The organism is Streptomyces virginiae, assembly GCF_040638905.1.
Lineage (GTDB): Bacteria > Actinomycetota > Actinomycetes > Streptomycetales > Streptomycetaceae > Streptomyces > Streptomyces virginiae_B.
In genome coordinates this window covers 267,707-279,898 of record NZ_JBEZYV010000004.1, presented here as the reverse complement: position 1 = coordinate 279,898, position 12,192 = coordinate 267,707, and the positions used below count along the sequence as shown (strand labels likewise).

Below are 12,192 nucleotides of genomic sequence, written 5' to 3'. Positions count from 1 at the left end.
CCTGGGTCGCTCCGGGCTTCGGGCTGCCGTTGTCAGACCCCTCCGGTAGGTTCCGAAGTAGCCACGAACGTCAGGGGGATGGACCGACATGAGCGACCTCGCGACCACGAGCGGCGACCTCGATGCGGCGATGGACCGGTACCGGGTCGAGCTCACCGGCTACTGCTACCGGATGCTCGGTTCCGCCTTCGACGCCGAGGACGCCGTGCAGGACACCTACATCCGCGCCTGGCGCAGCCACGACAAGTTCGAGGGCCGCTCCTCGCTGCGGTCGTGGCTCTACCGGATCGCCACCAACGTCTGCCTGGACCTGCTGAACGCCGGGAACAAGCGGGCCCGCCCCATGGACCTGACCGCCCCGCAGCACCAGTCCTCCGCCGTGCTCAACCAGCGGCCCGAGGTGACCTGGCTGGAGCCCGTCCCCGACGGCCGGGTGCTGCCGCAGACCGCGGACCCGGCGGAGACGGCGCTGGCGAAGGAATCCGTACGGCTCGCCTTCGTCGCGGCGCTCCAGCACCTGCCGGCCAAACAGCGCGCGGTGCTCATCCTGCGCGAGGTACTGGCCTGGAAGGCGGACGAGGTCGCACAGCTGCTGGACACCACGGTGGCGTCGGTGAACAGCGCGCTCCAGCGGGCGCGGGCCACGCTCGCCGGGCAGCGGCTGCGCGAGAGCGAGTCGGCCGACCCGTTGAACGCGGAGCAGGCGAAGCTGCTGGAGCAGTACCTCTCCGCCTTCGAGTCCTACGACATCTCGCGCCTCACGACGCTCCTGCACGAGGACGCCGTCCTGTCCATGCCTCCGTTCGACCTGTGGCTGCAGGGCAAGGCGGACATCGCGGCGTGGCACCTCAACCAGGGCATCGGCTGCAAGGGTTCCCGCCTCGTCCCGACGACCGCGAACGGCATGCCGGCCTTCGGCCAGTACCGCCCGCGCGAAGACGGCGGGCCCGGGCACACCCCCTGGGCGCTGCAGGTGCTGGAGGTCTCAGGGGGCAGGATCGTCGGCCTCAACGCCTTCCTGGACACGGCCCGGTGGTTCCCGCTCTTCGGCCTCCCCGAGCAGCTCGACGAGTCCTACGAGGTCCAGCAGGGCGCGTAGCCCGTCCCCGGCACCGATCACCCGCAGCGGCCGTCCCCTCGCCGTCAGCCGCATCCGTGCCAGCGCCTCCACATGGGCCAGCCCCGGTTCGGTGACGGCGCGCGCGTCGCACACCACCGCGCGCGCCCCGTCCTCGTACAGGCGGGCCAGGCGCGCGCACAGCAGTACGGCGTCACGCGCGGTCGGGTCGGGTCCGGGCAGCACGAGTCGGGTGGTCTCCACGAGGTGATGACTCCCGGGCCCGCCGGAACTCATCGGCACGGCCGGACAGTGACGGGGTGCACCACGACCGGGCGGGGCCCTGCCGGTGCTCCGGGTTCAGGGGCGGGGGAAGGCGGAGGTGTCGATCGCCACGGCGAAGGGCTCCGGAAGCTTGAGGGTCTCGCCGAACTTGCCCGACCACAGCAGGCGGTACGTACCGTTCGCGGGCTCGCCGTACAGGTGGATCGCGGGTTCTCCGGTCGCGTGCGGATCGATGAGCAGATACAGCGGGATACCGGCGGTGGCATAACCGTGGAGCTTGGCGACGCGGTCGTTGACCGCGTTCGACTTCGAGGTGATCTCGACGACGAATTCGGCGGCGGCCCCCGGCACGTAGTTGGCGTCCTCCAGGACCACCTCCTCGGGGGCGACGACCAGGTCCGGAATGAAGAGCCCGCTACGGGACGGAACCGCCACGTTGAGGGTCTGGTAGATCTCACAACCCTCCGGCAGCACGGGCGTCAGAGCGCGCTGCACCTTGACGGCGATGTAGTTGTGGTGGTTGACGGGCGGTGGTGCCACGGTGATGATCCCCTCGATGATCTCCACCCTGCAGCCCTCGGGCCAGTCCGTCTCCTCCCAGAGGCGGACGAGGCCCTCCCAGCTGTCGCCGCCCCGCGGCTCCTGCTGGACGGTGAGTGCGCTCATGGTGTGCTCCTCAATGGGTTCGTCACCGATCCCAGCATGCCGAACGGGACCGGCGGGGGTCCACCGGTCCCGTTCACCCGTAAGGGAAGCCGCAGGTCAGGCGATGCGGTCCAGGACGATCGGCGTGGCGGTGAAGGCCGTGCCCGCCGCGGCGATGTCGACGGTGCCCTCCAGCGCCGCCAGGGCGTAGTCGAACTTCTCGGGGGTGTCCGTGTGCAGGGTCATCAGCGGCTGGCCGGCCGTGACGGTGTCGCCCGGCTTCGCGTGCAGCTCGATGCCGGCGCCCGCCTGCACCGGGTCCTCCTTGCGGGCGCGGCCCGCGCCGAGGCGCCACGCGCCGACGCCGACGCCGTACGCGTCCAGGCGGGTCAGGACGCCTGATTCGGGGGCGGTGACGACGTGCTGCTCGCGGGCCACCGGGAGGGGCGCGTCCGGGTCACCGCCCTGGGCGGCGATCATCCGCCGCCAGTGGTCCATCGCGGAGCCGTCGGCCAGGGCCTTCGCCGGGTCGGCGTCCTTGATGCCCGCCGCGTCCAGCATCTCCTTGGCCAGCGCGATGGTCAGCTCGACGACGTCGGCGGGGCCGCCGCCGGCGAGGACCTCGACCGACTCGCGGACTTCGAGGGCGTTGCCGGCGGTCAGGCCGAGCGGGGTGGACATGTCGGTGAGCAGTGCGACGGTCTTGACGCCCGAGTCGGTGCCGAGGCCGACCATGGTGCGGGCCAGCTCGCGGGCGTCCTCGATGTTCTTCATGAAGGCGCCGGTGCCGACCTTGACGTCCAGGACGAGCGAGCCCGTGCCCTCGGCGATCTTCTTCGACATGATCGAGGAGGCGATGAGCGGGATCGCCTCGACCGTGCCGGTGACGTCGCGCAGCGCGTAAAGCTTCTTGTCGGCCGGTGCCAGGCCGTCGCCCGCCGCGCAGATGACCGCGCCGGTGGTGTCGAGGACGTGCATCATCTCGTCGTTGGAGAGCAGCGCGCGCCAGCCGGGGATGGACTCCAGCTTGTCGAGGGTGCCGCCGGTGTGGCCGAGGCCTCGGCCCGACAGCTGCGGCACGGCCGCGCCGCACGCGGCGACGAGCGGGGCCAGCGGAAGGGTGATCTTGTCTCCGACGCCGCCCGTGGAGTGCTTGTCGGCGGTCGGACGGGACAGCGCGTCGAAGTTCATGCGCTCGCCGGAGGCGATCATCGCCGCGGTCCAGCGGGCGATCTCGGTCCGGTTCATGCCGTTGAGCAGGATGGCCATCGCCAGCGCGGACATCTGCTCGTCGGCCACGACGCCGCGGGTGTAGGCGTCGATGACCCAGTCGATCTGCTCGGGGCTCAGCTCACCGCGGTCCCGCTTGGTCCGGATGACGGAGATGACGTCCATGAGGTGCTTCCTTCTACGCGCATAGAGAGAGGGAGAGAGGGGTTCGGGGAACGGAAGTGCGACGGCCCTCCGCCCGGCAGGGGCGAAGGGCCGTCGGCACGGCTATCTCAGGTGGTCGGGCCCGAAGGCCTGGGGCAGCATCGCCGCGAGCGGCAGGACCCCGTCCGGGGTCTCCACCAGCATCTCGTCGCCGCCGAACTCGTAGAGCAGCTGACGGCAGCGCCCGCACGGGACGAGGATCTCGCCCTTGCCGTCCACGCACGTGAAGTGCGTGAGGCGGCCGCCGCCCGTGGCCTGGAGGGAGGAGACCAGTCCGCACTCGGCGCACAGCCCCAGCCCGTAGCTGGCGTTCTCGACGTTGCAGCCGGTCACGATGCGGCCGTCGTCCACGAGGGCGGCGACCCCGACCGGGAAGCCCGAGTACGGGGCGTACGCCCGGGTCATCGCCTCCCGGGCGTGCGTCCGCAGCACTTCCCAGTCCACCGCGTGCTCCGCGGTCACTTGCCCTGGCCCTTGCGGTACGGCATGCCGTCCGCCTTGGGCATCCGCAGGCGCTGCGCCGACAGGGCGAGCACGAGCAGCGTGGTCAGGTACGGGGCCGCGTCGACGAACTGGCTCGGCACCGCGTCGGTCAGCGCGTACCAGAGGAACAGCAGCGCGGCGAAGGCCGCCGAGATGCCGGCCTGGATGTACTTCTTCTTGTAGAGCTGCCAGACGCACACCATGACCAGCAGGATCGCGATCAGCAGCAGCATCGCGTGGACGTTCTCGGCGCCACCGCGCAGCTTGAGGCTGTCGATGAAGCCGAACAGGCCCGCGCCCAGGGCCATGCCGCCCGGCATCCAGTTACCGAAGATCATCGCGGCGAGACCGATGTAGCCGCGGCCGCCGGTCTGGCCCTCCTGGTAGATGGGGCTGGCGACCTCGGACAGGTACACGCCGCCGAGGCCCGCGAGGGCGCCGGAGACGATCACGGCGATGTACTTGTACTTGTAGACGTTGACGCCGAGGGACTCGGCCGCGATCGGGTTCTCACCGCAGGAGCGCAGGCGCAGACCGAAGGAGGTCCGCCACAGCACCCACCAGGTGGCGGGGATCAGCAGCAGGGCCACGATGGTCAGCAGCGAGATCTCGGTGATCAGGCCGCCGATGACGCCGGCGAGGTCCGAGACGAAGAACCAGTGCTTGGCCTGGAGGTCGGCCATCCAGTCCGAGAGCCCCGGAATGGTGATCTTGGCGATCGGCTCGACCTGCGGGGACTGCTTGGAGGAGCCGCCCGGCGCCTCGGCGAACGTGAAGTTCGAGAGGTACTGGGTGAAGCCCAGCGCGAGGATGTTGACGGCCACACCCGAGACGATGTGGTTCACGTTGAAGGTGACCGTGATGATCGCGTGCAGCAGGCCGCCGACGGCGCCGCCGGCGATGCCGACGAGCACACCGGTCCACGGGCCCCACTGGTAGCCCGCCCAGGCACCGAACCAGGTGCCGAGGATCATCATGCCTTCGAGGCCGATGTTGACCACGCCCGCGCGCTCGGCCCACAGACCGCCGAGACCGGCGAGGCCGATCGGCACGGCGAGGGAGAGGGCGCCGGAGACCTGGCCGATGGAGGTCAGGTCGTCGGCGCCGGAGATCACGCGGACCAGCGAGACCAGCGCGAGGCCGCCCGCGATGATCAGCAGGATCCACGGCAGGGTGAGCTTCTTGCGGCCGCCCGGGGCGGGCGCCGCCTTCTTCGTGGAAACGGTGCTGGCGCTCACGCCGCGACCTCCTTCTCGGTCTTCATGGCGTGGCCCGCGGCCAGCTCCTCGCCGACCTTCTGCTGCTGGCGCCGGATGCCGTAGCGGCGGATGAGCTCGTACGAGACGACCACCGCGATCACGATCAGGCCCTTCATGATCGTGCCGATCTCCTTGGCGTAGCCGGCCGTGTCGAGGCCGGCGGACGCCTTGTCGATGAAGGCCATCAGGAGGGCGGCGAAGAAGATGCCGACGGGGCTGTTGCGGCCGAGCAGGGCGATGGTGATGCCGGTGAAGCCGACACCCACGGGGAAGACGAGGGTGTACGTGTGGCTCTCGCCGAGCAGCACCGGCATGCCGGACAGGCCGGCGACGGCGCCGGAGATGAGCATCGCGGTGATGATCATCTTCTTGGAGTCGACACCGGAGGCCGCGGCGGCGGACTCGCTCGCGCCGCTGGCGCGCAGGTCGAAGCCGAAGCGGGTGCGGTTGAGCACGAACCAGTAGACGACGCCGAGGGCGAAGGCGATGAAGGTGAAGCCGTAGATCTCGCCCGAGTCCCCCATGGAGAGGGCCGGGAACCAGCCCGACTGGGCGATCTCGCCGGTGGTGAGGTCGTTGGAGCCCTCCACCTGCACGCCGAGGTTCTTCGGCAGGATCAGCCAGGCGATGAGGCTCGTGGCGATGGCGTTGAGCATGATCGTCGAGACGACCTCGCTCACGCCGCGCTTGGCCTTGAGGACACCCGCGATACCGGCCCAGAAGGCACCGGTCAGCATCGCGACGACCACGATCAGCAGGATGTGCAGCGGGCCGGGCAGCGCGATGGCGCCGCCGACCACGGCGGAGATCATCGCGGCGAGGCGGTACTGGCCGTCGACGCCGATGTTGAAGAGGTTCATCCGGAAGCCGATGGCGACGGCCAGGGCTGCCAGGTAGTAGGTGCCGGCCTGGTTGACGATGAGGATCTGGACGTCCTCGTAGCCACCGTTCTCGACCATGATGCGCAGCGGCTCGATCGGGTTGATGCCCGTCGCCGCCAGCACGATCATGGTCAGCACGAAGGCGCTGACCAGCGCGAGCAGGGGCCCGGCGATGGCGAGCAGCAGCCGGTCCTTGTCGAATTTCTTCATCGGGCCTCGTCCTCCGTCGTGTCACCGTCGGCAGCGGCGGAGTGGTTGTCGGTTGCTTCCAGGTGCCCCGAGGCGGCGCCCGTCATGGCGGTGCCGAGCTCCTCGGGGGTGACGGTCGCCGGGTCGGCGTCGGCGACCAGGCGGCCGCGGTAGATCACACGCAGGGTGTCGGACAGGCCGATGAGCTCGTCCAGGTCGGCGGAGATCAGCAGCACGGCCAGGCCCTCGCGGCGGGCCTCGCGGATCGCGTCCCAGATCTGCGCCTGCGCGCCGACGTCCACACCGCGCGTGGGGTGGGCGGCGATGAGGAACTTCGGGTTGTGGCTCATCTCGCGGCCGACGATCAGCTTCTGCTGGTTGCCGCCGGAGAGCGAGGCCGCGGTGACGTCGATGCCGGGCGTGCGCACGTCGTACTCGCGCACGATCCGTTCGGTGTCCTTGCGGGCCGCCTTCGGGTCGAGGATGCCGTTCTTGGAGTTGGGCGCCTCGGTGACGTGGCCGAGGATGCGGTTCTCCCAGAGGGGGGACTCCAGCAGCAGGCCGTGGCGGTGGCGGTCCTCGGGGATGTAGCCGATGCCGCCCTCACGGCGCTTGCGCACCGACATCTTGGTGATGTCCGCGCCGTCCAGGGTGATGACGCCCGCGTCGGGGGCCATCATGCCCATGAGGGCCTCGATCAGCTCCGTCTGGCCGTTGCCCTCGACACCTGCGATGCCGAGGATCTCGCCCTTGTGGATCGTGAGGCTGACGTCGTCCAGCAGGAGACGGCCGGCCTCGACGCTCTCGTGGGCCGCGGAGTCCGCGGGGGCCGCGGGCACCAGGACCTCCGGCTCGGCGACGACGGCGTCGCCGGCGGCGACGGTCAGCCCGGTCACCTGGAGCATCGGAACGGTCGTGACGGTCGACTCGCGGGTCTCGGGCGAGGGCAGCTCCGCACCGACCATCAGCTCGGCGAGCTGCTTGGGGGTGGCGGTCTTCGGGTCGGCGGTGCCGACCGTGGTGCCGCGCCGGATGACGGTGATGTCGTCGGCGACCTTCAGCACCTCGCCCAGTTTGTGCGAGATGAAGATGACGGTCAGGCCCTCGGACTTGAGCTCGCGCAGGTTGTCGAAGAGGGCGTCCACCTCCTGCGGCACGAGCACTGCGGTCGGCTCGTCGAGGATGAGGATCTTCGCGCCGCGGTAGAGGACCTTGAGGATCTCCACGCGCTGGCGGTCGGCGACGCCGAGGTCCTCGACGAGGGCGTCGGGGCGCACCCCGAGGCCGTACGCGTCCGAGATCTCCATGATCTTCTTGCGGGCCTTGGCGCCGATGCCGTACAGCTTCTCGCCGCCGAGAACGACGTTCTCCAGGACGGTGAGGTTGTCGGCGAGCATGAAGTGCTGGTGCACCATGCCGATGCCACGGGCGATGGCGTCGCCGGGCGTGTTGAAGGCGACCTGTTCCCCGTCGATGGCGATGGTGCCCTCGTCCGGCTTCTGCATGCCGTAGAGGATCTTCATCAGAGTCGACTTGCCGGCGCCGTTCTCACCGATCAGGGCGTGGACCGTGCCCTTGCGGACGGTGATCGCGATGTCCTTGTTGGCGACGACGCCGGGGAAGCGCTTTGTGATGCCGTGCAGTTCTACGGCGGGGGGCGGGCTGGACGCGTTGATGACGCACTCTCCTTGGCGCGAAAGGAGCGGAAGGCAGGGGGGACAGGGCGGGGAGTGAAAGTATCGCGTCCACGATGCTTCTACGCGCGTAGCACTGTCGGAAGTGAAAACTCGCGGCCAGTACGGCCACTTGGTCACAGACTAGTGATCACAGAACGTGGCTCGGGGCCCGGGAGCGATGTCGACCGCTTCCCGGACCCCGGAGACCAGGACTACACGTCAGGGACTGCCTTACGGGGCGGTCTTGACGGTGATCTTCTTGGCGATGATGTCGGCCTTGGCCTTCTCCACCGCGGCGATGACGTCGGTCATCTCCTTGTACTTCGGGTTGGAGTCGGCCAGGCCGACGCCGTCCTTGTCCAGGCCGTAGCGGATCTCACCGGTGGTGGGCTTGCCGTCCTCGACCGACTTGATCAGGTTGAAGACGGAGTCCGAGACGTCCTTGGTGACCGAGGTCAGGATGGAGTCCTTGTACTTCGCCAGACCGGCCTGGTTGTACTGGTCGGAGTCGACGCCGATGGCCCACTTGCCCTTGGCGGAAGCGGCCTCGATGGCACCGGAACCGGCGAGGCCGGCGGCGGCGTAGATCACGTCGGCGCCCGCGTCGAGCTGGCCCTGCGCGGCGGCCTTGCCCAGGTCGGGCTTGGCGAAACCGTCGAAGTTCGGCGGCTGGGTCAGGTACGCGGAGAGCACCTTGGCGTTCGGGTTGGTGTCCTTGACACCCTGGGCGAAGCCCGCCTCGAACTTCTTGATCAGCGGAACCTCGACACCGCCGATGAAGCCGACCGTGCCGGTCTTGGACGCCTTGGCGGCGGCGACGCCGGCCAGGTAGGAGCCCTGCTCCTCGTTGAAGACCAGGTTGGCGATGTTCTCGCCGGTCACCGAGGTGTCGTCGATGATGCCGAAGGTGGTCTTCGGGAACTTCGGCGCGACCTTCTTGATGGCCGGGGCGTAGGCGAAGCCGACGCCGATGACCGGGTTGTTGCCCTTGCGGGCGAGCTCGGTGAGGCGCTGGACCTTGTCGGCCTCGCCCTCGCCGTCGGTGGGCTCCGCCTCGGCGCCCTTGATCTTCAGGTCGGTCTCGGCCTTCTTCAGACCGGCGTAGGCGGCGTCGTTGAACGACTGGTCGCCGCGGCCACCGATGTCGTACGCGATGGCTGCGGACTTCTGACCCGACTCCGAGGGGGAGGAGGAGGCGTCAGAGGACTTCTTTCCGCCACAGGCGGTGGCCGAGAGGGCCAGCGCCGCGGACGCGATGCCCACGGTGGCGATCCTGGTGATCCGGCGCAAGGGGAGGCTCCTTCAAAACCTGACCGAAGCGCCACGACCGGCGCTGGTTTCGCGGCGATCGTAACGCGCGTAGATGTCAGTTAAAGGCCCGTTCATGAGTCGTTATCGGATCGTCGCGAACCGGACAGTGACCGATCGGTAACTGCCAGGACGTCCAGCCCTTGTGTACCAAGGGCTGGACACGCCCGCCGGGAGGCTCGCCGATGTTGTAAGCAGTTCGGCCGGATCGCTACATGGAGGGCGGCGTGCGGCGGCCGTCGATCAGTGCGGCGGCCGTGAAGAACTCGACCCCGACGGCGATCGCGTCCTCGTCCACGTCGAAGTCCCCGCGGTGCAGGTCGCGCTTGGCGGTGTCGCCCGGCGTGCGGACCCCGAGGCGGGCCATGGCGCCCGGCACGTGTTCCAGGTACCAGGAGAAGTCCTCCCCGCCCAGGCTCTGCTCGGTGTCCTCGACCGACTCGGCGCCGCGCCGGGCCCCCATCGCCTCGCGCAGCAGTTCCGTGATCACCGGGTCGTTGACCACCGGCGGCACCCCGCGCACGTGGTTGATCTCGAACTTGGCCCCGTGCATGGTCGCGATCTCGTCGATCGCCGCGTGGATCATGTCCGGCGCCTCGTGCCAGGCGGCCAGGTCCAGGCACCGTACGGTTCCGGACAGCTCGGCGTGCATCGGGATCACGTTGCAGGCGTGCCCGGACTCGATCCGGCCCCAGGTGACCGACATGCCGGAGCGGGCGTCCATCCGGCGGGCGAGCAGCGCGGGGGCGTCGATGGCCACGCGGGCGGCGGCCGTCACCAGGTCGGTGGTCAGGTGCGGCCGGGCGGTGTGCCCGCCGGATCCGGTGAGGCTGACCTCCAGCCGGTCGCAGGCGGAGGTGATGGGGCCGGGCCGCAGTCCGATCCGCCCGGCGTCGACCCGGGGGTCGCAGTGGACGGCGACGATCCGGCCCACGCCGTCCAGCACCCCGGATTCGATGGCGTCGGTGGCGCCGCCGGGCAGCACCTCCTCGGCGGGCTGGAAGAGCAGCCGTACGGGCCGGGGCAGGAGACCCTGGCGGTCGAGCTCGGCGAGGACGAGGCCGGCGCCGAGGACGACGGCGGTGTGCACGTCGTGGCCGCAGGCGTGGGCGCGGTCCGGGGAGGTCGAGCGGTACGAGACGTGCGTCTTGGCGTCCGGGATGGGCAGGGCGTCGATGTCCGCGCGCAGGGCCAGCATCGGCCGGCCTCCGTCCCAGGTGCCCACGTCACAGATCAGGCCGGTGCCGGACTTCAGGACCCGTGGTCGCAGGCCGGCTTCCTCAAGCCTGGCCTTGATCGCCGCGGTGGTGCGGAATTCCTGGTGTCCGAGCTCCGGGTGCATGTGCAAGTCCCGGCGGAAGGCGATCAGTTCGGTGCGCAGGTGGTCCGGAAGTTTGCCGGGCAGCTCGGGCCGGTCGGACGCGACGGGCTGGAGGGTCTGGGACTCGCGGGACATCAACTGGTTCACCCGTTGAAGGGTAGGCGCACGGATGGGCCAACTGACCGGGGATCACGAAAGTTCATGCCGTTAGGGGAAAGAAACACCGCCTCTGGACGCATGACCGGGTTGACGCGGGGGTAAACTCGCGCGCTCATCCGGCCGTGGGCGCCGCCTGGGCGGGCAGTCTGTGCACATCACGAGCGGTGTCGGTGACCCCCGCGAGGAAGCTGCGCGCGCGGGGGGACGCGGAGCCGGTGAGCCAGGCCGGGTCGACGTCGCACACGGCGACGGTGACACCGGTACCGGTCAGGGCGTAGGGCAGCGTGTGGACGACCGTGGACGGAAAACTGAGGACCGTCCGGCCGACGGGACCGCGACGCGCGATCAGCTCCAGCGGCAGGTCCGGGCGTACGATCTGCAGCCCGGTCGCCCGGCTCAGCGCGCGCAGTTTCTCCGGGGACTCGCGGCGGTGCGCGAAGTAGCGGGTGGCGCCGTGCTCCAGGGTGAGGGAGCGGACCGCGTCCAGGTAGCGGTCCGGGTCCACCACGCCGGTCTCGACGAGCGAGGTGCCGACCAGGTCGGTGCCCTTGGTGAGGCGGGGCGGGCCGAAGCGGGCGCGGGTCCAGGCGAACTCGTTGGGCCGCAGCGCCATCCCGCCGTGCGGGGCGACCGGCATGGAGGTGAACACCTCGACGCGGTGTGCCCGCCCCGGCTCCGGGTGGGCGCCGGCGCCGGACCGGTCCGGGACGAAGCGGCGCCGAGCGGCCGCGGAGACGGGCGCGTACGCCAGCTCGCGGACGCGGCCCGGCAGCCCGCCGCCGCCGACCCGATGCCAGCGCACGAGGCGTTCGCCGCGGGCGGTCTGCGCGACGAACTCCATGGTGGCGGTGCCGTCGTCGACCACGACGAGCTCCTCGGCGCGCACCAGGGTGAGCAGGAGCTGGACGTAGCGGGAGAAGGGGTCGCCGACGACGACGGTGCGCGACGCGCGGACGTCGCGTGCCAGGGCGGCGAGCGCCTTCACCGGGGCGAGCCGGCTGCCGCGCGCCTCCTGCCACCGCACCTCGCACCCCTCGTCCCGGGCCAGTGCCGCCATCCGGCGCAGCTGGCCGCGGGACATGGGGTCGGTGGGCGGCAGCACCACGATCCGCACGGGTTCGAGCGCGCCCACCGGGCGCGGGCCGGGCTCCGCCCGCACGTTCCGTCCGGCGCGGCGCGGGCGCTGGCTCGGGACGCCGAACAGCGGTCTGCCGGGCGCGGCGGCGCGCGCGTACGCCCACTCCAGCACGTTGAGGAGTTGGACCGGGCTCTCGACGAGCGCCAGGGTGGAGGCGGAGGTGCTCACACGTACTCCTTTGTCTGGGGGCCCGGCAGGATCCGGAAGAGACGGCCTGAGGGCTGTCCCGTAATCCCCGGTGGATCAGCGCGCTGCGTCAGATGCGGTGCACCGCAAGGCGGAGAGCGTCCTGATACCGGGCGTATCCGGGCGTTCCGACAACGCGGCGAGGTGCCGTGGCTGCCGTCGTGCGCCCGC

11 protein-coding genes are annotated in these 12,192 nt (G+C 70.4%); 1 reads left to right on the top strand and 10 read right to left on the bottom strand.

Annotated elements, in window-relative coordinates:
• Positions 1–88: 88 nt before the first annotated feature.
• Positions 89–1,099: a sigma-70 family RNA polymerase sigma factor gene (locus AB0F82_RS09180; protein ID WP_356811417.1), complete on the top strand. Its 1,011-nt coding sequence runs from the start codon at positions 89–91 to the stop codon at positions 1,097–1,099.
• Here the strand turns inward: AB0F82_RS09180 and AB0F82_RS09175 are convergent.
• The 10 genes from AB0F82_RS09175 to AB0F82_RS09130 all read right to left on the bottom strand — a co-directional run bounded on the left by AB0F82_RS09175 (position 986) and on the right by AB0F82_RS09130 (position 12,003).
• On the bottom strand, positions 986–1,321 hold the full coding sequence (locus tag AB0F82_RS09175) for an STAS domain-containing protein (protein ID WP_362625211.1): 336 nt from the start codon (positions 1,319–1,321) through the stop codon (positions 986–988). The genes AB0F82_RS09180 and AB0F82_RS09175 overlap by 114 nt on opposite strands.
• A gap of 96 nt (positions 1,322–1,417) precedes the next feature.
• Complete coding sequence (locus tag AB0F82_RS09170) at positions 1,418–2,008, bottom strand: Uma2 family endonuclease (RefSeq protein ID WP_362625209.1); 591 nt, start codon at positions 2,006–2,008, stop codon at positions 1,418–1,420.
• Positions 2,009–2,104: 96 nt separating this feature from the next.
• Positions 2,105–3,382: a thymidine phosphorylase gene (locus tag AB0F82_RS09165; protein ID WP_362625207.1), complete on the bottom strand. Its 1,278-nt coding sequence runs from the start codon at positions 3,380–3,382 to the stop codon at positions 2,105–2,107.
• Positions 3,383–3,484: 102 nt separating this feature from the next.
• Entirely contained in the window at positions 3,485–3,883 is a 399-nt protein-coding gene (locus AB0F82_RS09160; protein ID WP_362625205.1) for a cytidine deaminase, read from the bottom strand.
• Entirely contained in the window at positions 3,880–5,142 is a 1,263-nt protein-coding gene (locus AB0F82_RS09155; RefSeq protein WP_362625203.1) for an ABC transporter permease, read from the bottom strand. Before AB0F82_RS09155 ends, AB0F82_RS09160 begins: the two co-directional genes overlap by 4 nt.
• Positions 5,139–6,254, bottom strand: coding sequence for an ABC transporter permease (locus AB0F82_RS09150; protein WP_030822807.1), 1,116 nt, complete (start codon positions 6,252–6,254; stop codon positions 5,139–5,141). Before AB0F82_RS09150 ends, AB0F82_RS09155 begins: the two co-directional genes overlap by 4 nt.
• Positions 6,251–7,909: an ABC transporter ATP-binding protein gene (locus tag AB0F82_RS09145; RefSeq protein ID WP_356811486.1), complete on the bottom strand. Its 1,659-nt coding sequence runs from the start codon at positions 7,907–7,909 to the stop codon at positions 6,251–6,253. Before AB0F82_RS09145 ends, AB0F82_RS09150 begins: the two co-directional genes overlap by 4 nt.
• Before the next feature lie 231 nt (positions 7,910–8,140).
• Positions 8,141–9,199 carry a BMP family lipoprotein gene (locus AB0F82_RS09140; RefSeq protein ID WP_356811423.1) on the bottom strand — a complete coding sequence of 353 codons (1,059 nt, stop codon included), beginning with the start codon at positions 9,197–9,199 and terminating at the stop codon, positions 8,141–8,143.
• Between the two features lie 229 nt (positions 9,200–9,428).
• Positions 9,429–10,673 (bottom strand): amidohydrolase, encoded by a 1,245-nt coding sequence (locus tag AB0F82_RS09135; RefSeq protein WP_362625340.1) that lies wholly within the window; start codon positions 10,671–10,673, stop codon positions 9,429–9,431.
• Positions 10,674–10,809: 136 nt separating this feature from the next.
• Positions 10,810–12,003 carry a hypothetical protein gene (locus AB0F82_RS09130; RefSeq protein ID WP_362625200.1) on the bottom strand — a complete coding sequence of 398 codons (1,194 nt, stop codon included), beginning with the start codon at positions 12,001–12,003 and terminating at the stop codon, positions 10,810–10,812.
• Between the last annotated feature and the right edge of the window lie 189 nt (positions 12,004–12,192).

Excerpts from the sequence above, each read along its gene's own strand:
- AB0F82_RS09165 (WP_362625207.1), bottom strand. The coding sequence starts at position 3,382 with ATGGACGTCATCTCCGTCATCCGGACCAAGCGGGACCGCGGTGAGCTG.
- AB0F82_RS09180 (WP_356811417.1), top strand. The coding sequence starts at position 89 with ATGAGCGACCTCGCGACCACGAGCGGCGACCTCGATGCGGCGATGGAC.
- AB0F82_RS09135 (WP_362625340.1), bottom strand. The coding sequence starts at position 10,673 with ATGTCCCGCGAGTCCCAGACCCTCCAGCCCGTCGCGTCCGACCGGCCC.
- AB0F82_RS09170 (WP_362625209.1), bottom strand. The coding sequence starts at position 2,008 with ATGAGCGCACTCACCGTCCAGCAGGAGCCGCGGGGCGGCGACAGCTGG.
- AB0F82_RS09150 (WP_030822807.1), bottom strand. The coding sequence starts at position 6,254 with ATGAAGAAATTCGACAAGGACCGGCTGCTGCTCGCCATCGCCGGGCCC.